This is a genomic window from Ruegeria sp. BB9 (genome assembly GCF_056539345.1).
This window is the reverse complement of record NZ_JBQFUU010000001.1, coordinates 72301-94400: the sequence shown is the minus strand read 5'-3', so window position 1 is coordinate 94400 and position 22100 is coordinate 72301. Positions and strand designations below refer to the sequence as shown.

Genomic DNA, 22100 nt, shown 5'->3' with positions numbered 1-22100 from the left:
AAAAAAGACGAAGACTTTGGGGGGATGAGCAAATGATAGTGTTGGAGAAACGGCCACAGCCGTCCAAGGCGTGGTCTTATGCCACCCCTCTGGTCGCAGTGCTGGCGACCATGGTCTTCGGCGGGTTGCTGTTTGCAATTCTGGGCAAGAACCCGGTCGAAGCCATCGGAACCATCTTCTGGGAACCCCTGTTCGGCGAGTTCTCATTCTACTACCGACCGCAACTTCTGGTGAAGGGCGCACCGTTGGTTCTGATCGCCATTGGTCTGTCGCTGGGCTTCCGCGCCGGTATCTGGAATATCGGCGCCGAGGGCCAGTACATCATGGGCGCTATCTTCGGCGCCGCGGCCGGCCTGGCCTTCTACCCTCTGGATGCGTGGTACGTCTTTCCCATCATGGTGATCGCCGGCGCGTTCGGCGGCTGGATCTGGGCGATGATCCCTGCCCTGCTCAAGGTTCGGTTCGGCACCAACGAGATTCTCGTTTCCTTGATGTTGGTTTACGTGGCCGAGCAGTTTCTGGCCTCGATGTCGCTGGGTCTGCTGAAAAACCCCGAAGGATTCGGGTTTCCCGGCTCGCGCAACCTGCAGTCCTATGAAAGTGCCCACAATGCCGAACTGTTTGCCGGAACAGGCATGCACTGGGGCGTCGTCGCGGCCTTTGTCGCGGTGATCTTTGCCTATGTCCTGCTGAACCGGCACATGCTGGGGTTTCACATCCGCCTTACAGGCGAAGCTCCGCGCGCGGCACGATTTGCCGGCGTGAATCCCCCGCGGCTGATACTGTTTTGCCTGGGACTGTCGGGCGCGTTGGCCGGTCTTGCCGGTATGTTCGAGGTCTCGGGCCCGTCCGGCGTGGTCAGCATCGACTTCAACGTGGGTTACGGCTTTACCGCGATCATCGTGGCGTTTCTGGGCCGTCTGCACCCGGTGGGCATCCTGCTGGCCGGCGGCCTGATGGCGCTGACCTATATCGGTGGCGAAATCGCACAATCGCAGCTGGGGCTGCCCGCTGCGGCCATCCAGGTGTTCCAGGGAATGCTTCTGTTCTTCCTGCTGGCCTTCGATCTTTTGACCAACTACCGCATCCGTGCGGCCCGTAGCGAGGTGGCGTGACCATGGACCTTGGAGAAATCAATCCCGTTCTTTTGCTGGCCTCGTTGATGGTTGCCGCAACCCCGCTTCTGCTCGCGGCGATCGGAGAGCTTGTCGTCGAAAAGGCCGGCGTTCTGAACCTCGGCGTCGAAGGCATGATGATCGTGGGCGCAATCAGCGGATTTGCCATCTCGGTCGAGACAGGCTCGCCATGGTTGGGTTTTGTCGCGGCGGCCGTCGGCGGTGCACTGCTGTCGTTGCTGTTCGTTCTGCTGACCCAGTTCGCGCTGGCGAACCAGGTGGCCAGCGGTCTTGCGCTGACGCTGTTTGGCTTGGGCTTCAGTGCCCTTCTGGGCCAAAGCTACGTGGGCATCAAACCGCCCAGCATGGGGGACATCCATATCCCGCTGCTCAGCGATATTCCGGTCATCGGCCCGATCCTGTTCCAACATGATCCGATCCTTTATGTCGGGATCGCGTTGACTGCAGCGGTATGGGCCACTCTGAAATACACCCGCGTCGGGCTGATCCTTCGTGCGGTGGGTGAGAACCACGATGCGGCGCATGCCCTCGGCTACAAGGTCATCAAGATCCGCATTATGGCGATTCTGTTCGGCGGGGCCTGTGCGGGGCTTGGCGGTGCATATATCAGCCTGATCCGGGTCCCTCAGTGGACCGAAGGCATGACCGCCGGAGTCGGCTGGATCGCTCTGGCTCTGGTGGTGTTTGCCAGCTGGAAACCGTGGCGTGCCTTGCTGGGTGCCTATTTGTTTGGCGGAATCACGGTCTTGCAGCTTAATCTGCAGGCAGCGGGCGTTGCCATACCTGTCGAGTATCTGGCAATGTCGCCCTACATCATCACGATCCTTGTGCTTGTGATCCTTTCGGCCGACAAGAGCAGCGCACCTGCCTCACTGGGCCGGACCTTCCACGCCTCGCACTAGGGGCCAACTGTACCAACTTGGGGAGTAACTAAATGAAATTCACTTCACTTCTGGCAAGCGCCGCCATGGCACTTGGCCTTGCCACGGGCGCCGTGGCCGAGGACAAGACAAAGGTCGGTTTCGTCTATGTCGGCCCGGTGGGCGACGGCGGCTGGACCTATGAACACGACAAGGGCCGCCAGGCCGTCGAGAAGCACTTTGGCGACAAGGTCGAAACCGTGTACGTGGAGTCGGTGCCCGAAGGCCCGGATGCCGAGCGCGTCATGACTCAGATGGCGCTGGAAGGCGCCGACCTGATCTTCACCACCTCGTTCGGCTACATGGACCCGACCATCAACGTGGCCAAGAAATTCCCGGACGTGAAATTTGAACACGCCACGGGCTACAAGACCGCCGACAACGTGTCGGTCTACTCGGCGCGTTTCTATGAGGGTCGCGCTGTCCAAGGTCATATCGCCGGCAAGATGACCAAGTCGAACATCATCGGTTACATCGGCTCGTACCCGATCCCCGAAGTGATCCGCGGCATCAACTCGGCCTTCATCCACGCCAAGAAGGTGAACCCGGATGTCGAGTTCAAAATCGTCTGGGCCTACACCTGGTTCGATCCGGCGAAAGAGGCTGATGCCGCCAAGGTTCTGATCGAACAGGGCGCCGACGTGATCCTGCAGCACACGGACTCGACCGCACCGCAGGCTGCCGCACAAGAAGCCGGCAACGTGATCACTTTCGGCCAGGCCTCGGACATGAGCGAATATGCTCCGATGCCGCGCGTCAGCTCGATCATCGACAATTGGGCGCCTTACTACATCGCGCGCACCCAAGCCGTGATGGACGGCACCTGGGAGTCGGTGAACACTTGGGACGGCATCAAGGAAGGCATGGTTGAAATCGGCGAGATTTCCGACGCCGTGCCGGCCGACGTCAAAGAAGAGGCGCTGGCCCTGAAAGCCGCGATTGCAGATGGCAGCTATCACCCGTTCACCGGACCGCTGAACAAGCAGGACGGCAGCGCGTGGCTGGCCGAGGGCGAAGTGGCTGATGACGGCACCTTGGCCGGCATGAACTTCTATGTCGAAGGGCTGGAAGGCGACATCCCGCAATAAGCGTGGCATGTACTGTCAACAAACCCAAAGCCCGCCGGAAACGGCGGGCTTTTTCAGTTCCCGGAACGGTTGCCGAAACTGCGCGCTGCCAACACGATCCGGGATATGGCGGTCAGGAAACACAAGCTGCCGAATATCCACGCCAAGGCGGCAAACGCATCCGGCACCAGACACAAAAGAACAAGGAAACCGATCGTTTCGGCCCCCTCCAGCAAACCACCGGAAAAATACAGGGCCTTCTGCCCTCTGGCGTCGGTCTTCAACCCGTGCCGGTCGGCCAGCAGCGAAAAGCCCAGAAAACTGGTGCCGTTGAAATAGAAGGACAGCAAAAGGAAAGCACCGGCCACGCCATTGGCAGCCGGGTCAGCCAGAACGAATGCGAACGGGATCGCGCCGTAGAACAAAAAGTCGCAGGTGATATCCAGATAGCCGCCGAAATCGGTCCCGCCCCGGGCGCGCGCAACAGCACCGTCCAAGCCATCCGCGAGACGCGACAGCAGTAACGGCAGCAGCGCCCAGTACGTCGCGCCTGTCACGATCAGGCCCGCTGCGACCAAACCAAGAGCCAGCCCAATCAGCGTCACCTGGTTTGCCGTAAAGCCCAACCGCGCGAGAAAACGGCCCTGAGCGTTCAGGGCCGGGTCGATAATCGGGCGGATTTGCGCATCAAACATGTGCGGCAGTTAACCGGGGACAGGCGCCATTTCCAGACACAATAGCGCGAGAACACTCACGTTCCCGCCATCAGTGACCGCTTAGAACCAGCGTGTTCACCGGCATCAGGATCAGACGCAGTCGCAAGCCTGCCGCATGAACCACACCGATCGTGTCCACGACATGCAGGAATGCCCTTTCCCAGAACCCCAGATCTTCGTGTTCAAGCCTTTCGTGATTGTCGGTGTAGACATTGGCTAGACAGTTGCTGCCCGGGGGCACCTTGTCTGCCAGCCCTTCATAAAGTGGCTCGAGGTACACGAGGATTGATCCGGGGGTTGTGTTCTGTTGAACGTCGCGCAATTCGTCAGTGGGTCGGATCTGCCCCGAAGGGATCACATCCTGCACCTGGACCACTACGACAGGAATCACCGTGAATGGCCGCGTCATACAGCCCAGCTCTCCGATCATTCCCGGTTTGATCACCTGCGCCGACATCTGGTTGAAAGCCGCCTGAAACCGGTCGCGCCCGGAATCCGTCGGAACCAGAATTCCCGCCGGGCGCATCAGCGGGCTGACAAAATCGCCGACCCGCAGCCCGAACTGCTCGACCCTGCCCGTCACACCGGCGCTGATTGTCGTCTTGTCCAATTCGGCCAGAGCGGCATCCAGCTGCGCCTCGGCGCTGGCCAACTGGGCCGGGATCAGTTCTTCGATCTTCTGAACAACGGCCGCCTTTTGGGATTGCGCGGCCAGAACCTTGGCCTCGCGCTCGGCGACAAGGTTCTCCAGTCGCTCGATCTCGGTCAGGCGGACTGCGCTGGATCCCTGATCACGCAGGGTGGTGTTGCGCTCCAAATCCTCAAGCGCCTGCGCCAGCGCCGCCTGCGCGCCTGCAATACCGGCTTCGGCCTCGGCCAGATCCGTTTGCGCGACCTTCAGCGAGGCCTGTATCTGAGCAATCTGGGCATGTGCGGCTTCGACCTGCGCGCGCTGGGTGAAATCCTCGATACGGAAGATCGGCTGGCCCGCGGTGACCATTTGGTTGTTGGAGACATAGACCTCGGACACCCGCCCACCCAGTTGCGGAAGAATCGTCACGGTCCGGAAATAGGACGCCGCCGTTTTGCTTGCCGGGTGGAAGTAGAACAGCGTGGTAATCACCGTCAGCGCAAGGATCGCGCAGGCGGTCAGCCCCCAGCGCAGTTCGTACCACATGGTGAACAGGGTGATTTCGTGACCAATACGTTTTCCCTGAACGAAGCGTCGGAACAGAAAGTCGGGCAGAACGGTGACCAGTGCGCACAGAAATGTTTCGATCATGCGTCAGTGCTCCTGCGGAGCGGCGGGCTCAGGGTCAGGCTCGGCGGGCGGAGGTGACGCCCCGGGTGCCAGCGACCGAATTGCATCTGCAATTGCGCGCAGGGGCGCTGCAAAGTCAGGAAACTGAAAACCCGCGACCAGGATAGCAGCAACCCAGAAAATCCCGTTGTGCGTAAAAAGGGCCAACAACGCCAGGATACCAACCAACTGAAACTGCGGGTGGTTGTTCTCATGGGCCATCTTCTCGGGGATCGAGTGCAATGTGAAATACGCGACACCGATCAGCAGGATCAGACCAACCGTGAAGATCACCATGAAATTGAAGAGAAAATCGCTGCCATCCGCCTGGGTCACATATGACGGAATGTGCCCTGTGGCCATTGGGTGTAGGTCTGCGCTGGTCACCCTGCCCTCCTGCGTTTTTGGTTGTGAATGTTTGGAAGGGTTGATGCGCAAATTCAACCCTGATTAAAACTTGGGGCGACAATTGATCAAAGACCCCCGTTCGTCGGGCACATTTCAGGCACTCTCATGACACTCAGGCTTTCCAATCCCGACGGCACTGACATTGGCCGTTTCACCTTTGGCACGATGCAGTTCGGGGGCCGCGCCGATGCCGAACAAAGCCGGGCCATGTTCGAAGCCTGTCGCGCGGCCGGCATCACGCATTTCGATACGGCTTATGTCTATACCGACGGTGCGTCGGAAACGTTGCTGGGCCAGATGATCGCGTCTCAGCGCGAGCAGCTGACGATCGCCACCAAAGCGGGCTACACAGGCGGCGCCGGCGCGGCCAACATCCGTGCGCAGTTCGACGTTTCGCGCAAACGTCTGGGTCAGGACATGGTCGACCTGCTGTACCTGCACCGGTTCGACCCGGATACCGATCTTGCCGAAACGATGGAGTGCTTTGCCCAGCTCAAAGACGCGGGCAAGATCCGCTATGTCGGCCTGTCTAATTTTGCCGCCTGGCAAGTGATGAAAGCCGTGCGCGTCGCCGCAGATTTCGGCCTGACCATCGACGCGCTGCAACCGATGTACAACCTGGTCAAGCGACAGGCCGAGGTCGAGATCCTGCCTATGTGTGCGGATCAAGGTATATCGGTTTTTGCCTACTCGCCGCTGGGTGGCGGGTTGCTGACCGGGAAGTACTCCCATGGCGGTGCAGCCGGCCGGCTGTCCGAAGATGACCGATATGCCAGCCGCTATGGGGCTGAATGGATGGCCGAAACAGCTGCCGAACTGACCCGCTTGGGACATCAGGCTGGCGTGGATCCGGCGACGCTTGCCGTCGCTTGGGTTGCCGCCAGCCCGTTTGCGCCGTCGCCGATCATATCGGCCAGATCTGCCGAACAGCTGGCGCCGTCGCTGGCTGCGCTGACGCTCGACCTTCCGGCTAAGCTCTATGCCCGAATCACGGCGCTCAGCCAGACACCGCCACCGGCGACGGACCGGTTGGAGGAGGTCCAGTGATTGATTTTCTGATCATCGGCGGAGGTATTGCCGGCCTAAGCGCCGGTGCGCGTCTGTCCGAGCATGGGACGGTAACCGTACTCGAGGCCGAGGACGCGCTGGGCTATCACGCCTCGGGGCGATCGGCGGCATTGTTCGAAGAAGGTTATGGCCCGCCTTCGGTCGTGACTCTGAACAAGGCCAGCGCCGAGTTCTTTTTTTCGAACGACTATCTGACCCCGCGCGGGCTGATGCTGCTGGCCAAAATTGATCAGGCCGACCAGTTCCGCAAAGACCTGAGCGAGCTGGGAATGGCCGAAATCTCGGTCGCCGATGCGTTGGTGCGTGTTCCGGTCCTGAACCCGGAAACCGTCGCATACGCAGCGCTGAGTGAGGGCGCTTACGACATCGACACCGACCGTATACTACAGGATTTCGCCCGCACCATTCGCGCCAATGCGGGATCGGTCCTGATCCGCCAAAAAGTGGCGCGGATCCGCAAGGACGGCCATTGGCTGGTGGAAGCGGCCGAGGCCTTTCAGGCGCGCACCATCGTCAATGCCGCTGGTGCGTGGGCGGACGAGGTCGCAAGGATGGCCGGGATCGCACCGATCGGAATCACGCCGCGCCGCCGTTCCATGGCCCGACTGCCAGCACCTGGGGGCCATGATGTGAAAAATTGGCCGATGATGCTGGGCGCGGGTGAAACCTGGTACGCCAAACCGGATGCCGGCAAGCTGTTGGTGTCACCGTCCGAGGCCGACCCGGTCGAACCGCATGACGCCTATGCCGACGATATGGTGCTGGCCGAGGGCCTGGCCCGGTACGAAGAAATGGTGACCAGCCCGGTCACCCGTGTCGAGACCAATTGGGCCGGGCTGCGCAGCTTTGCCCCGGATGGCACGCTTGTTCTGGGTCCCGACCCGTCAGATGAAAGTTTTGTCTGGTCTGCCGGTCAGGGAGGGTACGGGTTTCAAACCGCACCGGTGGCGTCGCGATTGGTCGCGGATCTTGCGTTAGGCCGCGCGCCCGAGTTGGATGCCGCGATGGTCTCCGCGCTATCCGTGTCCCGGTTACGCTGATGGGCGGGCGGAAACTGCCTCCGACGGCAAGCGTCGCCTCTCAGGGTGACGGCGCGAAGATGATCGCTCCTGCGGCCAGCCGCAATACAGACGCCTTGTGCGCGGTGCTAGCCGAGATGCCCTTCGCAACTGGAAACGCATTGGAACTGGCCAGCGGCACGGGTCAACACGTCGCCGCATTTGCCCGTATCTTTCCTGACCTGACTTGGCAGCCAAGCGAGATCGATCCCGCCCGCCGGGCCAGCATCGACGCCTATGCGGAGGACCTGCCAAACATCCTTCCCGCCGTCGATTTGGACGCAACCCTGCCCGGATGGCACCAAAACTTTGGCAACCAGAACCTTATCATTCTGATCAACCTGCTGCATCTGATCAGCTGGAAAGAAGCCCGGAATGTTCTGTCCGAGGCCGCATTGGCCCTTTGCCCCGGGGGGCGGTTCGTTCTCTACGGACCGTTCATGCGCCAGGGCAAGCTAATCAGCGACGGCGACCGACGCTTTCATGCCGACCTGACCCGGCAAGACCCCGAGATCGGCTACAAGGACGACAGCCAGATCAGCAACTACTTGGAAAGCACAGGGCTGCGGGTTGTCGGAGTGGTTCCAATGCCTGCGAACAATCTGGCTTTTGTCGCAGAAAAGCCCTCGATCTGATCAAGATCAAAGCCGCTCTGACGCCGCTGATACATATGCAAGATGCAATATGTACATGAGGCACAAGACATGACCTGGTCAGACAGACTTGCTGAAACGCGCAGCGGATTGCGCAACCTGAACGGAGCCATACCAGATACCGCCCGCGCTTTCGGTACGCTCGGGAAATCGGTCAAGGAAGGCGGAACACTGGATTTCAAGACCAAGGAGTTCATCGCCTTGGGCATGTCCATAGCAGTACGGTGCGAAACCTGCATTTCGCTGCACACCGAAACACTGGTCAAAGCGGGCGCTTCGCGTGAAGAATTCTCGGACGTTCTGGCCATGGCGATCCAGATGGGTGGCGGTCCGTCGATGATGTACGCAGCCAAGGCGCTGGAGTGCTTCGACGAGCTCAGCGCGTAGCCAAAAAAAGGCCCCGGAGTTGTCCGGGGCCTCTGTCCGATCAACCGTCCTTGCGGATGGTCTCGTTCTTGGGGTCATAGGGGCTGTCGCACGTCACGACCGCATCCCACAGGTGGTCCAGCATTTTGACCTTCAGTTTGGTTCCTTCCACGGCCAGTGCGGGCTTTACATAGCCCATGCCGATGGATTTCTCGAAAGCCACCGAATACCCGCCCGAGGTCAGACGCCCCACGCGCTCACCTTCGGGCGTATAGAGCGCCTCGCGGCCCCACGGATCGGCATCCTCAGGCCCGTCAATCAGCAACGTGCAGCATTTCACGCGCACACCGGTTTCGATCAGCTTGTCCTTGCCGTGGAACTCCTTGTCCAAATCGACGAAACGCGGCAGGTCGGCCTCGAGCGGGGTGGCGTCGCGGCCCAGTTCGGTGCCGAAGGCGCGATAGGATTTCTCCTGCCGCAGCCAGTTTTGCGCGCGGGCGCCGACCAGCTTCATGCCGTGCTTCTCGCCGACCTGTTCCAGCAGGTCGAACAAGTAGTTCTGCATCTCGATCGGGTGATGCAGTTCCCAGCCCAGCTCGCCGGTATAGGCCACGCGGATCGCGTTGACCGGGCACATGCCCAGTTCGATCTGACGTGCCGACAGCCACGGGAAGCGCTTGTTCGAAAGGGCGGTTTCCGGCTCGGCGTCCTTGATGACCTCTTTCAGCACATCGCGCGATTTCGGCCCGGCGATGGCAAAGACGCCCCACTGGGTGGTCACGTCTTGGATCTCGATGTAGCCGAACTCGTCCATCTTGTCCTCGGCCGCCTTGCGCAGGAAGTCGGCGTCATACTCGGTCCAGGCACCGGCCGAGACGAGGTAATACTCGTTCTCTTTCAGGCGAACGATGGTGTACTCGGTACGCGTGGTGCCATGCGCCGTAAGCGCATAGGTCAGATTGATGCGACCGACCTTGGGCAGCTTGTTGCAGGTGAACCAATCCAGAAACTGGGTGGCGCCGGGGCCCTTGACGACATGCTTGGTGAAGGCTGACGCGTCGATCAGACCGACACCGTTGCGGATCGCCTTGGCTTCTTCGACGGCATACTGCCACCATCCACCACGGCGGAAGCTGCGGCTTTCCCTGTCGAAGTTGTCAGGGGCATCGACCGGGCCAAAATAGTTGGGGCGTTCCCATCCGTTGACCCACCCAAACTGCGCGCCGCGGGCTTTCTGACGATCATAGGCCGGAACGGTGCGCAGCGGACGGCAGGCCTCGCGCTCTTCATCCGGGTGATGCAGAATGTAGACGTGCTCGTAGCATTCCTCGTTCTTGCGCGCGGCGAATTCGGTGGTCATCCAGTTGGACGAATAGCGTTTGGGGTCCAGCGAGGCCATGTCGATCTCGGCTTCGCCGTCGACCATCATCTGCGCCAGATAATAGCCGGTGCCGCCGGCGGCGGTGATGCCAAAGCTGAACCCTTCGGCCAGCCACATATTGCGCAGGCCCGGCGCCGGGCCGACCAGCGGGTTGCCATCAGGCGTATAGCAGATGGGACCGTTGAAATCGTCCTTGAGGCCGGACTCGGCACAGGACGGGACACGCTCGGCCATGGCCATGTACTGATCGGCGATCCGGTCCAGATCCAGAGGGAACAGGTCAGCGCGGAAACTGTCGGGCACACCGTATTCGAAACGTGCCGGGGCACCGTGCTCGTAGATGCCAAGGATCCAGCCGCCGCGCTCCTCGCGTGCGTAGGATTCGTTGTCGGCGTCACGCACGACCGGGTGTTCCTGATTGCCGGCTTCACGCCATTTCACCAGTTCCGGGTCCTTGTCCATGACAATGAAGGTATGCTCGACCGGGATCGCCGGCATCTTGATCCCAAGCAGCTTGGCGGTACGCTGGGCATGGTTTCCCGAAGCGGTCACCACGTGCTCGGCGGTGATGACCACCTGCTCGTCGCTGGGGACAAGGTTGCCACCCTTTTCGACCATCTTGGTGCAGGTGACTTCCCAGTGGGTTCCGTTCCAATGGAAGGCATCGGCCTGCATCTTGCGCACGATCTCGACACCGCGCTGGCGGGCGCCCTTTGCCATCGCCTGGGTCACGTCGGCCGGATTGATGTAACCGTCCTCGGTATGGTAAAGCGCGCCCTTCAGATCCGAGGTTTCGATCAGCGGCCAGCGCTCCTTGATCTGCTCGGGCGTCAACCATTCATATTTGACGTCGCAGGTCTCGGCAGTCGAGGCATAGAGCATGAACTCATCCATGCGGTCCTGCGTCTGCGCCATGCGCAGGTTTCCAACCACCGCGAACCCCGCGTTCAGGCCGGTTTCCTCTTCCAGCGTCTTGTAGAAATCCACCGAGTATTTGTGGATATGGGTCGTCGCATAGGACATGTTGAAAAGCGGAAGCAGACCCGCAGCGTGCCAGGTCGAGCCCGAGGTCAACTCGTCCCTCTCGATCAGCATGACATCCTCCCAGCCCGCCTTGGCCAGGTGATAGGCTATCGAGGTCCCGACGGCGCCGCCGCCAACGACCAGTGCTTTGACTTGGGTTTTCATACGCCCGCTCTCCGGATTGAGTCTGTTTGGCAAGGTTTATGCCGAACGGGACCAATCAGCGCCAAGTCCATCCGACGCAAAACGGTGCAAAACCGACCTGCCGTACACGTTGGGACGCGAATCCGCGAACAGGCACGCACCAAGAGCCGATAGTTGCGCGCGCTTTCCCGGCCTGGTCAAACGATCTTGCCGGGGTTCATGATGTTGTCAGGATCCAGCGCGGCCTTGATCGCCGCCATGTACCGGGTCGCATCCCCAAGTTCCCGTACCAGATACGGTTTCTTGCCCTGCCCGATTCCATGCTCACCTGTGCAGGTCCCGTCCATCGAGATCGCCAGATCATTGAGCCATCCGACAAACTGACTGGCCCGCGCCACTTCGTCGGCATCGTCCATGTCGATCAGCACCAGCGTGTGGAAGTTTCCGTCACCGACATGACCGACGACCGGGGCCAGCAGGTCCAACTCGGCTGCCTTGTCCTGAGCCATGGTGACGCATTCGGCCAAGCGCGAGATCGGGACGCAGACATCCGTCGAGATTCCTCGCGCTCCGGGCCGAAGCTGGAGGGACGCCCAATACATGTCGTGCCGCGCCTGCCAGAGCTTGGACCTTTCTTCGGTGCTGGCCGTAGCGACAAAGCCCGTGCCGCCAAAATCCTCGGAGATTTCGCCAAAGGTTTCGGCCTGTTCCGCTGCGCCGGCCTCCGAGCCGTGAAACTCAAGCAGAAGCAACGGCGTTTCCGGCAGCTTCAGCCCGGAATACGCGTTGGCCGCCTTGACCGACATCGCGTCCAGCAGTTCGATCCGGGCAACCGGAACGCCGAATTGAATGGTCGTCATCACGGCCTGACAGGCCGCATCAACCGTCGGGAAAGAACACCGGGCCGAGGTAATCGCCTCGGGGATGCCGTGCAGTTTCAGAGTCAGTTCCGTGATGATGCCCAGCGTGCCCTCGGCACCGATAAGCAAGCGGGTTAAGTCGTAGCCGGCCGAGGATTTTTTGGCCCGGTGACCGGTACGGATGATTTTGCCATCGGGCATAACCGCCTCGAGGCTCAGGACATTGTCCTTCATCGTTCCATAGCGAACCGCATTGGTACCCGACGCTCGGGTCGCCGCCATCCCGCCCAATGAGGCATTGGCTCCGGGATCAATCGGAAAGAACAGCCCCTTGTCGCGCAGATGGGTGTTCAAGTCCTCGCGGGTGACCCCGGGCTGCACGACGCAATCCAGATCACCTTCGTTCACGGCCAAGACCCGGTTCATCTGGCCAAGATCGATGCAAACGCCGCCGGCCGGCGCGTTCACGTGGCCTTCCAGCGACGTTCCGGTGCCGAAAGGGATCACGGGAACCTTGTGCGCTGCACAGGTCTTGACGATGTCCGAGACCTCTTCGGTCGAATTGGGAAAGACCACCGCGTCCGGGCTTTGGTTTTCAATCCAGGTCGTGGTGTGCCCGTGCTGCTCGCGGACCGAGGCGCCGGTCTGCAACCGGTCCCCGAACCGCTGTTTCAGAATGCTGATGGCGGTGTCGATCCCCGCCGCATTGCGGAACAATGCTGTCGCTTCAACCATGGCAACCCTCCCTTGGCGCAGTGGCGCAGGCCCAGACAATGACTAGAAGGCCCACGCCACAGGAGCAATACCCATACGCTCCGACGTGATCACTCGCCCAGTGCGATCCCTTCTCGACGGGGATCGGCTCCGCCGTGCAGACCGTCGCGGATTTCGATGGCATGAAGGCCCGAGGTCAGATCCCGCGCGTTCACTTCAAAGCCCAGCTCGCCCAACATGTCCGCAAAGCCTTCGGCGCTTGTGCCGACCTCGACATCATAGGTCCCGAAACGGTTCACCAGATGAGGAAGGGCGACCGCCTGCTGGACGTCCATACCCCAGTCCGCCCAGGCAATGATAGACTTTGCGACATAACCGATGATCCGGCTGCCACCCGGAGACCCGATCGCCAGAATCGGAGACCCGTCTTGCATGACAATCGTCGGACTCATTGAGGAACGGGGGCGTTTGCCCGGTTCGATCCGGTTGGCAATCGGAACCCCGTCCCTGTGGGTCCGGAAGGAAAAGTCGGTCAGTTCGTTGTTCAGCAGAAAGCCGTTGGTCATCAGACGCGAACCAAAACCGTTCTCGATTGTCGTGGTCATCGAAAGCACGTTTCCATAGGCGTCCACGATCGAAATATGGGACGTCGACGGCAGTTCGATCGAAGCATCGTCGGCCCAGTTCAGCGCGTGGTCAAACTCAGGATTTCCCGGCGCAACCTCGGTCAACGCCCCAGCGTCATTCAGCAACGCGGCACGCTCGGCCAGATAGGCCGGATCGATCAGGCCCTGCGTCGGCATCGGAATGAAATCACTGTCGGCCATGTAGCGACCGCGATCCGCGAAGGCCAGGCGCGAGGCATCGCCGATCAGCCGCCACGCTTCGGCGCTTTCGGGACCCATCGCCGCCAAATCGTAATTGTCGAGAATGCCAAGGATCTGTCCAACCGTCAGCGCACCCGAGGACGGCGGACCCATCCCGCAGACCTCATAGCTACGATAGGCGGCACAGATCGGCTCGCGCTCGATCACTTGATACAACGCCAGATCAACTCCGGACAGAACCCCCGGGTTACCCGGAGCGTTTCGGACAGTCCGCACGATGTCCGCCGCGATCTCTCCTCCATAAAAGCCCGCAGCCCCTTCGGATGCCAGAACGCGCAGAGTCTCGGCATAGTCTGGGTTGGAGACGCGCTGACCCTGCGCCAGCGGCTCGCCGTCCGGCAGGAAGTAGTTGGCCGTGTCAGGGAAGCGTGCCAGACGTTCAGCGTCGGCCTGAATCAAGCCCGCCAGCCGCGGCGAAACGACAAACCCCTCGTCAGCCAGGCGGATACCATCCTCGAACAGACCGGGCCAGGGGCTGCGCCCCCAGCGCCGATGGGCTTCCTCCAACAATGCAGGCGTACCGGGTGTCCCGACCGAAAGCCCGCCAACAACCGCGTCAAAAAATTTGAGCGGCTCGCCGCTTTCGTCCAGAAACAGGGTCGGGCTTGCCTCTCTCGGCGCGGTTTCTCGCCCATCCAAGGTGGTCAGGCGTCCGCTGGCCGCGTCGTACCAGACCAGAAAGGCACCCCCGCCCAATCCTGAGGACTGCGGTTCGACCAGGCCCAAGACAACCTGAACGGCGACCATTGCATCCGCTGCCGTTCCGCCGGCAGCCAGAACCTTGGCACCCGCCTCGACGGCCAGCGGGTTGGCCGCCGCAACCATCCAGGTTTCAGCTTTGACAGGCACGCCGTCGGCCTTGGCCTTCAGCGCGGCGATCACCTCGTCGGTCAAGGCCTGAACTTGGCCGTCGGATGCACCCTCGGGCGCGACCTCATCGGCGGTTTGCTGGGCAATCACTGGGTTCGCCAGGGTCAGCGCGCAGGCCACAACAGTAGGGAACCAATTGGAGCACATAAAAAACCTCCTTATCCAAATACTGAATCTGACAGTGCACGGCACCGTGCTGCCCCGCAACCATGTGCGGGGACGACCGCCAAAGACGGCAAAGCTCTGCCTTGCAAACAGCAGGAGCACGTATGCCTTGGCGTTTTCTTACAACATCGCGGGAACGACCTGATCAGGCGGCCGGTGCCCGTCTTCAAACGTCTTGATATTGATGATGACCTTTTCGCCCATCTCGATGCGACCCTCGAGCGTCGCCGACCCCATATGCGGCAGCAGCACGACATTCGGCAGCTGCCGAAGTCGGGGATTCACGTCGGTTCCGTGCTCGTAGACGTCCAGCCCGGCACCGGCGATCTCGCCCGCCCGGATCATCCGCGTCAACGCGTTTTCGTCCAACACCTCGCCCCGCGACGTGTTCACGATGACCGCCGTCGGCTTCATCAGCTTTAGACGTCGCGCGTTCATCAGATGAAATGACGACGGCGTTGATGGGCAGTTGATCGAGATCACGTCCATACGCGCCACCATCTGATCGAGGCTTTCCCAATAGGTCGCCTCAAGATCCTGTTCTATTTCGGGACGCAACCGGCGGCGGTTGTGGTAGTGGACCTGCATTCCGAAGGCCCGGGCGCGGCGCGCGACGGCCTGTCCGATCCGCCCCATACCCAGAATGCCCAGACGCCGGCCTCCTATCCGCCCGCCAAGGAATGCCGTCGGCGCCCAGCCGGTCCAGTCCCCCTTTTGCATAACCGACAGACCCTCGGGAATCCGACGGGTTACGGCAAGGATCAGCGCCATCGTCATGTCGGCGGTATCGTCGGTCAGAACACCCGGCGTGTTCGAGACCAGGATGCCGCGCTGACGGGCCGTCGCGACATCGATATGGTCGACACCGGCGCCATAATTCGCAATCAGCCTCAGCCGCTCTCCGGCTTGGCCCAAAACACCCGCGTCGATCGTGTCCGTGATCGTCGGAACCAGCACATCGGCCTGTTTGACCGCCTCGACCAACTCGTCGCGCGTCATCGGTGTGTCGGTGTCCCGCAAACGGACGTCGAACAACTCGCTCAGACGTGTCTCGACCACTTCGGGCAACCGTCGCGTTACAACAACACTCAGACGTTCTCTTGGCACTTCAGCCCTCCTACCGCTTTGCATTCCGATGCGCGTCATGGCATCGTGGCGCAGGATCAGCCGGGGCACAAGAACCCCATGGGCATCGCCCCAACCTTTTTTGAAACACGGCAGACAGGCAAATCAGCGGGCAGGCAGTGAGTGCTTTCTTGAGGGCGAAACGCCCAGTTCTGGCATTTCTAATCACGCTTCTGTTCCTGACAGGCGCAATCGCGCACGCGCAGGAAAAACGCGGGCAGGTGACGAACCTGCCTTTGCCGCGCTACGTGTCGATGAAGGCGGCCGAGGCGAACGTACGCCGCGGCCCTTCGCTGACTCATCGTGTTGACTGGGTTTTCAAGCGCCGCGGCATGCCACTTCAGGTGACGGCCGAATACGGCAACTGGCGCAAGGTTCAGGATCGCGACGGGGCTGGCGGATGGGTCCACTACGCACTGTTGTCAGGTGTCCGCACGGTTCTGATTGAATCGGACATGCTGCCGGTCTATGCCAGCCCCGACCCCAAATCCCCGGTCAACGCTCATTTCGAAACAGGCGTCGTGGCCCGCTTGGGCACCTGCACGGTGGATTGGTGCCGCATTTCGGCCGGTGGCTATCGCGGCTGGACCCTCAAAAGCAATCTTTGGGGCGTGGAGCCCGACGAAATCCGAGAATGAGACCGCTGCTCAGGCCGTCTCGCGGATGAAGGCCAGAACCGTTTCCGCAAGTTCCAGGGGCACGTCCTCCTGAAGGAAGTGACCGGCTTTCGGCACCACAACATGGTTCTGTCCCGCCGCACCGGGACAAAGTTTCTGAAAAACCCCATCCACCCCGGCCATAATCCTGTCCTCAGCACCAAAAGCCGTCAGGACAGGGGTTTGCAGACCGCGGATAACGTTCCAAGCCTGTCGGTTCGGTTCAGACTCGGGGTCGTCGGGGCGGTCAGGCACCAGCATCGGAAATTGTCGCGCCCCCGCCTTGAAACGATCGTCAGGGAACGGCGCGTCATAGGCGTCGACCTCGTCCTCGGTCAGCTTTGAAACCGTTCCGCCGTAGACGATGCGGCCGGCGCGGAAATCCGGCACCTCCTGGCTGAACTGTCGCCAGGCGGCAAACGCCTCGCCCAAGGGCTGGTCCCCGGTTGGTAAGGCCGTGTTGGCGACAACGACCCGGGCGAACCTGTCCGGCATCTCGGCCCACAGGCGCAACCCGATCAATCCGCCCCAGTCCTGACAGACCAGAGTGATGTCCCGCAGATCGAGTTGACGCAGAACGTCACCCATCCAGAAGACGTGGCGCGCATAGGTATAGTCGCCGCGCTCGACGGGTTTGTCGGATCTGCCGAAACCCACAAGGTCCGGAGCGATGACCCGATGACCCGCGGCGGCGACTGGCGGGATCATATGACGATACAGAAAAGACCAACTGGGTTCGCCGTGCATCATCAGTACTGGAGCTGCCGCGCGCGGCCCCTCGTCCAGATAGTGGACCCGCAACGCGCCGCCTTCAGTATCATCCACCTCAAGGTAGTTGGGTGCGAAATCATAGTCGGGCAGATTTTGGAACCGTTCGTCCGGTGTGCGCAATGCCTTCATACTCTGATCTCCCATGGTTTTTGACAGGCTAGCATTCCTGGCCCGCGACGATAGGGTGAACGTCACGACGCGACAAACCGGAGCCGCCATGAAAGCCGTCACCTACCAGACATTTGGGCCCCCCGCCGATGTTCTGTCCATTCAAGAACTACCGGATACACCCCCGGGCCCGGGCGAAGTGACCGTTGCGCTGGCCTATTCCGGAGTGAACCCTTCGGACGTGAAGGCACGTGCGGGGGCACGGCCCGGGATCACCAAACCGCCTTTCCCGGTGATTGTGCCGCACAGCGACGGATCAGGTGTCATCTCGGCTGTCGGGCCTGGGGTTCCGGACTCGCGGGTGGGTCAAAGGGTCTGGATCTGGAACGGCCAGTGGGGTCGTGCGTTCGGGACGGCCGCAACCCAAATCACCCTGCCCTCGGAACAGGCTGTTCACATGCCCGACACGGTCGCGCTGCAAACCGGTGCCGTCCTCGGCATTCCCGGCCTGACCGCCAGCCACACCGTGTTTTCCGGAGGCCCGGTATCGGGTAAAACCCTGCTGGTTCACGGTGGTGCAGGGACGGTCGGATTCCTTGCCGTCCAGTTGGCCAAATGGGGCGGAGCAAAGGTGCTGGCCACAGCCAGTCCACGCAACTTCGAACGTGTGACAAAGGCCGGAGCCGATGCGGTACTGGATTACACGGCGACCGATTTGCCGGCACAGATCCTGGACGCCAATCAAGGGCGTCCGGTCGGTCGCATCGTCGATGTGGAGTTTGGCCAAAACGTCGAAACCAATGTTGCAGTTATCGCCGAAAGCGGCAGAATCAATGCGTATGGCTCGGCCCAGAAAATGACGCCGACGCTTCCGTTTTACCCGCTCATGTTCAAATCGGTGACGTTGGAAATGGTTCTGGTGTATCTGCTGCCGGCCGATCTGCGCAACGAAGCGATCGCGAACCTCCACCACGCGCTGGCCGACGGCGCGCTGAACTGCCCGATCCAAAAGGTCTATTCGATGGAAGAATGCGCCGCCGCACACCGTGCGGTCGAGGCCGGAAACCGAACCGGAGCGGTGCTGTTGGAGACCAAATAGATCGCCGCAAAAAAATTTTCGCGGGCCTCGATTTTTTGCGGGAAAGCACTTGAACACCGTCACCAACAATCGTAGATAGCCGCTCACCGTTGGGGTGTAGCCAAGTGGTAAGGCAGCGGTTTTTGGTACCGTGTATCGTAGGTTCGAATCCTACCACCCCAGCCACTAAATCTCTGAAAATCGTTGGATCAAGAGATTGGGCACTATTCATTTCGAACAGTGTGCCACAGTAATTGGGATCTGTACGGCAAAGCGCAAAACGACCTGCGCAAAAATTCCAAACGTTGAAGAGCCACCTATTTTGGCTCCAAATACTGCATGTTGATCTGGGGTTCGGCGAGCGTTGTTCGCTGCGCAAGTCGCGAATCGACCGCTTTCGGCTCGACATCAATCCATCTAGAGTTGTGAATATACAAGAGGTTTCAAAGAATTGAAGTGGTGCCCGGGGGCGGAATCGAACCACCGACACGAGGATTTTCAATCCACTGCTCTACCCCTGAGCTACCCGGGCACGGGAACGGCGTTTGCCGTTGGGTGCAGGCCTTCTATGACTTGCCAAACGCGGTGTCCAGAGGCTTTTTCAGATTTTTTCAGTGCGGGCGATCCTTGATTTCGACGGCATCCTGAATCTCATCATCAAGGTCATCCTCGCGCTGCGACGGAACCGCATAGGAGCCGTTCAGCCACTTGGCCAGATCGATATCGGCGCAGCGTTTCGAGCAAAACGGACGAAACTGTTTGACCGTATCTTCTCCGCAGATCGGGCAGCTCATCTCAGGACCTCCGACAATGGGATACGGCCGCGTTTTCGCTGCAATTCGAAATGCCCCAGCGGCGTCCAGCCGGCGAGGATCGTTTCTTCGCTGTCAGCCCTGAAGGCAGCGCGGAGTGCGGATTCGAATCCGCGCCGGTCTTTTTTGGGCATCGGCGCAAGGTCGAGCGTGATCTGCCCGCCCAGCCCGCGCACGCGCAGGGCGCGCGGCAGTTCCTTGGCGCAGGCGAAATTGGCCTTTGTTCCCGCAGCCAGCGAGCCATCCGAACCAGTGTTCACATCCACGGCCACCAACGCCCGGGTGGGTTCGATATACATATGCGCCCCACCCGCCAAAGGATGGGATGCGCCACGTGCGGCGTCCAGCGCCTCGAGCACGCCATGGTCCGCGAACCCGCCCGCCTGGGTCGAGACCTCGGCCGGCTCCACCCATTCGCGCCAGGCGAGAACATGCGGTCCGTCGCCCTCGGACAGCGTTTCCGGTGCGTCTCCGGTGTCGTTCACGACCTGCTCGGCCAGCGCCCGCATGGCGGCGATGTCTTCGGCAATTTCATCGGCATCCGCGCCCCAGCAACCGGAGCGCAGGATCAGACCGAAGGGGCTGCCGTCCATCTGCTCATGGGCAATCACCAGCAGCCGGTCGCGCTCATCATCATCGCGGATCGAGCGGGAGATGTTCAGCCCGGGCGCGTCCGGCGTGACGATGGCATAGCGGCTTTTGAACAGGATGCGGTTCGTCACTGGCAAGGCTTTGCCCGGTTCGGCATAACCCGTGACCTGCACCAGCAGCATCTCACCCTGCGCCAACCCTTTGACCTGCCGAAGGAAAGCCGGACCATCCGGCGTTGTCAGGAACATCCCGCCCTGCCCTTTGATCGCCCGCTCGGCCCGGGCCCGGTAGATGGTTCCGGGGGCGGGCGCATCGGCAGCGATCAGGAAATCATCCAGTTTGCCATCCACCATCAGGGCCGCGGCTTCGCGGCCTTGAATGTGATCCAGAATGATCGTTCGACCTTTCATGATGCCTCGCGATACAGGGGGTAACCGATGCCTTGCAACAGTCCTGCGGTTTCAGACAAGGGCAGCCCGACGATACCGGTGAACGAGCCCGAGATCCAAGGAATGAAGGCGCCCGCGGGCCCTTGGATGGCATAGGCACCGGCTTTGCCCTGCCAATCGCCGGTAGCGAGATAGGCGTTGATTTCCACGTCCGAAAGTCGCTTGACCTTGACCTGGCTGACCACGTCACGCTGCAACATCCGATCGCCGCGACGCACCGCGACCGAGGTGATCACACGGTGGCGACGTCCTGAAAGGGCATGCAGAAATTCGGCTGCCTGTCCCGCACCCTCGGGCTTGCCCAATATGCGTCGACCCAGCGCAACCGTCGTGTCGGCGCACAGGACGATATCGTCCGGGGCCGCCTTCACGGCATGCACCTTCTCGCGGGCAATGCGCGCGCAATACGGCAGCGGAAGCTCGCCCCTTTGGGGGTCTTCGTCAATGTCAGGGGCAGAAATGGCGTCGGGCTGCACGCCAAGCTGAGCCAGCAGGTCCAGCCGTCTGGGGCTGCCCGATCCTAGAATGAACGCCATTGCGGCAGGCGTTACTTGAAGCGGTAGTTGATCCGACCCTTGGTCAGATCATAGGGGGTCATCTCGACCTGAACCTTGTCGCCGGCCAGAACACGGATGCGGTTTTTGCGCATCTTGCCTGCCGTATGTGCGATGATCTCATGGCCGTTTTCCAGCTCGACCCGAAACGTCGCATTAGGCAGGAGTTCCTTCACGACACCGGGAAATTCGAGCGTATCTTCCTTGGCCATGTTGTCTCCATCTTTGCGTTGCCCTGCAGAATCCGCAGGTGGCGCTTAAATGAGCCTATTTCGGCCTTATTTCAAGGGTGGAATCACTTAAAGGCGCGACATTGTGACCGATTCGACTCGGGGCGTCTGCTCGGTCCAGTGGGATCGGTTCAGGACATGGCCATCCGCCCGAACTTCGGCGATCGCCGACAGATCGACGTCTGCGTAGGTCCAGCCGGGCTGGTTGAGCACGCCTTCCGACAGCACGCCGGTTTGTGGAAAGCCCTTGTCCGGCGGGCCGAAAACGCCTCCGGTCCCGGTGTTTGCGTCCACGGACTGGGACCATTCATTGTTACCCACCAGCGACGCCATGACCGTAACGCATTGATTCTCCAGCGCCCGTGCCATCGCGCCGATGCGGACCCGCCAATAGCCCGACAGGGCCTCGGTACAAGACGGTACAAGGATCACGTCGGCCTCTGACAGGGCGCGGCCCAGCAGGGGAAACTCGCTGTCATAGCAGATCAGAACGCCGATCCGGCCCAGCGCCGTCTCGAAGATCTTCAACGGTCCGCCCGGCGCGATGTCCCAGTCTTCGCGCTCGAACCGGGTCATGATCTGCTTGTCCTGATGATCCTGCGCGCCCGAAGGGGCGTAGAATTCGGCCCGGTTCATCGGGCGGCCTGAGCCGGCCTGAACCGGGGCGGATGCGCCCAGAATGTACAAATTGTATTCGGCCGAGAGGCACCGATGCAGGATTTGTACATCTTCCATCCGCTCGGATACCGCCTGGATCGAGCGCTCGAGATCCCCCGCAACCTCGGCCCCGGCCAGCGTCGAAAGCTCCATCGCGCCGTACTCGGGAAACACCAGCAGTTCGGCCCCCTGCCCCGCGGCCTGCGAAACCCAAGCGTCCAGCTTGTCTTCGTAATGCGCCCAGCTGTCGAGCCAGTCGAGATTGTAGGCGGCCGTGGCGATTTTCATGATGCGGGTTCCAATGCTGTTCTTGCGAAGAAGTAAATAGCCGTT

Annotated in this window: 22 protein-coding genes and 2 tRNA genes; 10 read left to right on the top strand and 14 right to left on the bottom strand. The window is 61.0% G+C overall.

Translation table 11 applies throughout. The annotated features are described in order from the left end of the window. The first annotated feature begins 32 nt into the window (after positions 1-32). The 3 genes from ACR0FC_RS00490 to ACR0FC_RS00480 are packed head-to-tail and all read left to right on the top strand — an operon-like array spanning position 33 to position 3144. Positions 33-1115 carry an ABC transporter permease gene (locus ACR0FC_RS00490; RefSeq protein ID WP_170337475.1) on the top strand — a complete coding sequence of 361 codons (1083 nt, stop codon included), beginning with the start codon at positions 33-35 and terminating at the stop codon, positions 1113-1115. Positions 1116-1117: 2 nt separating this feature from the next. Further along, entirely contained in the window at positions 1118-2038 is a 921-nt protein-coding gene (locus ACR0FC_RS00485; protein ID WP_170337474.1) for an ABC transporter permease, read from the top strand. Between the two features lie 32 nt (positions 2039-2070). Then, a complete protein-coding gene (locus ACR0FC_RS00480; protein WP_170337473.1) occupies positions 2071-3144 on the top strand; it encodes a BMP family ABC transporter substrate-binding protein in 1074 nt (357 codons plus the stop codon). Positions 3145-3197: 53 nt separating this feature from the next. On the opposite strand, the gene ACR0FC_RS00475 is transcribed toward ACR0FC_RS00480, so the two are convergent. The 3 genes from ACR0FC_RS00475 to ACR0FC_RS00465 all read right to left on the bottom strand — a co-directional run bounded on the left by ACR0FC_RS00475 (position 3198) and on the right by ACR0FC_RS00465 (position 5502). Next, the gene (locus ACR0FC_RS00475) at positions 3198-3818 is read right to left on the bottom strand and encodes a CDP-alcohol phosphatidyltransferase family protein (RefSeq protein WP_170337472.1); all 621 of its coding nucleotides are present in this window, start codon (positions 3816-3818) and stop codon (positions 3198-3200) included. A 70-nt stretch (positions 3819-3888) separates the two neighbouring features. Beyond that, positions 3889-5121, bottom strand: coding sequence for an HlyD family secretion protein (locus tag ACR0FC_RS00470; protein ID WP_170337471.1), 1233 nt, complete (start codon positions 5119-5121; stop codon positions 3889-3891). Between the two features lie 3 nt (positions 5122-5124). Then, the gene (locus ACR0FC_RS00465; protein ID WP_093963046.1) at positions 5125-5502 is read right to left on the bottom strand and encodes a hypothetical protein; all 378 of its coding nucleotides are present in this window, start codon (positions 5500-5502) and stop codon (positions 5125-5127) included. A 150-nt stretch (positions 5503-5652) separates the two neighbouring features. Here ACR0FC_RS00465 and ACR0FC_RS00460 point away from each other — a divergent pair, with 150 nt between their 5' ends. The 4 genes from ACR0FC_RS00460 (at position 5653) to ACR0FC_RS00445 (ending at position 8713) form a co-directional block, all read left to right on the top strand. Next, a complete protein-coding gene (locus tag ACR0FC_RS00460; RefSeq protein WP_170337470.1) occupies positions 5653-6594 on the top strand; it encodes an aldo/keto reductase in 942 nt (313 codons plus the stop codon). Then, the gene (locus tag ACR0FC_RS00455) at positions 6591-7655 is read left to right on the top strand and encodes an NAD(P)/FAD-dependent oxidoreductase (protein WP_170337469.1); all 1065 of its coding nucleotides are present in this window, start codon (positions 6591-6593) and stop codon (positions 7653-7655) included. The genes ACR0FC_RS00460 and ACR0FC_RS00455 overlap by 4 nt, the downstream gene beginning before the upstream one ends. Beyond that, on the top strand, positions 7655-8308 hold the full coding sequence (locus ACR0FC_RS00450) for a DUF938 domain-containing protein (protein ID WP_170337468.1): 654 nt from the start codon (positions 7655-7657) through the stop codon (positions 8306-8308). The genes ACR0FC_RS00455 and ACR0FC_RS00450 overlap by 1 nt, the downstream gene beginning before the upstream one ends. A 69-nt stretch (positions 8309-8377) precedes the next feature. Beyond that, positions 8378-8713: a carboxymuconolactone decarboxylase family protein gene (locus ACR0FC_RS00445; RefSeq protein ID WP_170337467.1), complete on the top strand. Its 336-nt coding sequence runs from the start codon at positions 8378-8380 to the stop codon at positions 8711-8713. Positions 8714-8753: 40 nt separating this feature from the next. Here the strand turns inward: ACR0FC_RS00445 and ACR0FC_RS00440 are convergent, their stop codons facing one another. The 4 genes from ACR0FC_RS00440 to ACR0FC_RS00425 all read right to left on the bottom strand — a co-directional run bounded on the left by ACR0FC_RS00440 (position 8754) and on the right by ACR0FC_RS00425 (position 15843). Then, positions 8754-11261, bottom strand: coding sequence for a GcvT family protein (locus ACR0FC_RS00440; protein ID WP_170337466.1), 2508 nt, complete (start codon positions 11259-11261; stop codon positions 8754-8756). A 176-nt stretch (positions 11262-11437) separates the two neighbouring features. After that, positions 11438-12835: an FAD-binding oxidoreductase gene (locus tag ACR0FC_RS00435; protein ID WP_170337465.1), complete on the bottom strand. Its 1398-nt coding sequence runs from the start codon at positions 12833-12835 to the stop codon at positions 11438-11440. An 89-nt stretch (positions 12836-12924) separates the two neighbouring features. Next, the gene (ggt, locus tag ACR0FC_RS00430) at positions 12925-14718 is read right to left on the bottom strand and encodes a gamma-glutamyltransferase (RefSeq protein WP_170337464.1); all 1794 of its coding nucleotides are present in this window, start codon (positions 14716-14718) and stop codon (positions 12925-12927) included. 138 nt (positions 14719-14856) lie between these two features. After that, complete coding sequence (locus tag ACR0FC_RS00425; RefSeq protein ID WP_170337463.1) at positions 14857-15843, bottom strand: 2-hydroxyacid dehydrogenase; 987 nt, start codon at positions 15841-15843, stop codon at positions 14857-14859. Between the two features lie 182 nt (positions 15844-16025). On the opposite strand from ACR0FC_RS00425, the gene ACR0FC_RS00420 reads away from it, so the two are divergent. Next, the gene (locus ACR0FC_RS00420; protein WP_260066315.1) at positions 16026-16499 is read left to right on the top strand and encodes an SH3 domain-containing protein; all 474 of its coding nucleotides are present in this window, start codon (positions 16026-16028) and stop codon (positions 16497-16499) included. Positions 16500-16508: 9 nt separating this feature from the next. Here the strand turns inward: ACR0FC_RS00420 and ACR0FC_RS00415 are convergent, their stop codons facing one another. Further along, the gene (locus tag ACR0FC_RS00415; protein ID WP_170337462.1) at positions 16509-17417 is read right to left on the bottom strand and encodes a haloalkane dehalogenase; all 909 of its coding nucleotides are present in this window, start codon (positions 17415-17417) and stop codon (positions 16509-16511) included. A gap of 88 nt (positions 17418-17505) precedes the next feature. Between ACR0FC_RS00415 and ACR0FC_RS00410 the strand changes: the two genes are divergently transcribed. Next, on the top strand, positions 17506-18495 hold the full coding sequence (locus tag ACR0FC_RS00410; protein ID WP_170337461.1) for an NADPH:quinone reductase: 990 nt from the start codon (positions 17506-17508) through the stop codon (positions 18493-18495). 90 nt (positions 18496-18585) lie between these two features. Beyond that, a tRNA-Gln gene (locus ACR0FC_RS00405) sits at positions 18586-18660 on the top strand. Between the two features lie 271 nt (positions 18661-18931). Here ACR0FC_RS00405 and ACR0FC_RS00400 read toward each other — a convergent pair. The 6 genes from ACR0FC_RS00400 to ACR0FC_RS00375 form a co-directional block, all read right to left on the bottom strand. After that, a tRNA-Phe gene (locus ACR0FC_RS00400) sits at positions 18932-19006 on the bottom strand. A 79-nt stretch (positions 19007-19085) separates the two neighbouring features. Further along, a complete protein-coding gene (locus tag ACR0FC_RS00395) occupies positions 19086-19268 on the bottom strand; it encodes a DNA gyrase inhibitor YacG (RefSeq protein WP_170337460.1) in 183 nt (60 codons plus the stop codon). Continuing rightward, on the bottom strand, positions 19265-20287 hold the full coding sequence (locus ACR0FC_RS00390) for a ribonuclease E/G (RefSeq protein WP_170337459.1): 1023 nt from the start codon (positions 20285-20287) through the stop codon (positions 19265-19267). Before ACR0FC_RS00390 ends, ACR0FC_RS00395 begins: the two co-directional genes overlap by 4 nt. Continuing rightward, positions 20284-20862, bottom strand: coding sequence for a Maf family protein (locus ACR0FC_RS00385; RefSeq protein ID WP_170337458.1), 579 nt, complete (start codon positions 20860-20862; stop codon positions 20284-20286). The genes ACR0FC_RS00390 and ACR0FC_RS00385 overlap by 4 nt, the downstream gene beginning before the upstream one ends. A gap of 11 nt (positions 20863-20873) precedes the next feature. Then, positions 20874-21092: a translation initiation factor IF-1 gene (gene infA / locus ACR0FC_RS00380; RefSeq protein ID WP_005978431.1), complete on the bottom strand. Its 219-nt coding sequence runs from the start codon at positions 21090-21092 to the stop codon at positions 20874-20876. A gap of 87 nt (positions 21093-21179) precedes the next feature. Further along, on the bottom strand, positions 21180-22055 hold the full coding sequence (locus ACR0FC_RS00375) for a carbon-nitrogen hydrolase family protein (protein WP_170337457.1): 876 nt from the start codon (positions 22053-22055) through the stop codon (positions 21180-21182). Between the last annotated feature and the right edge of the window lie 45 nt (positions 22056-22100).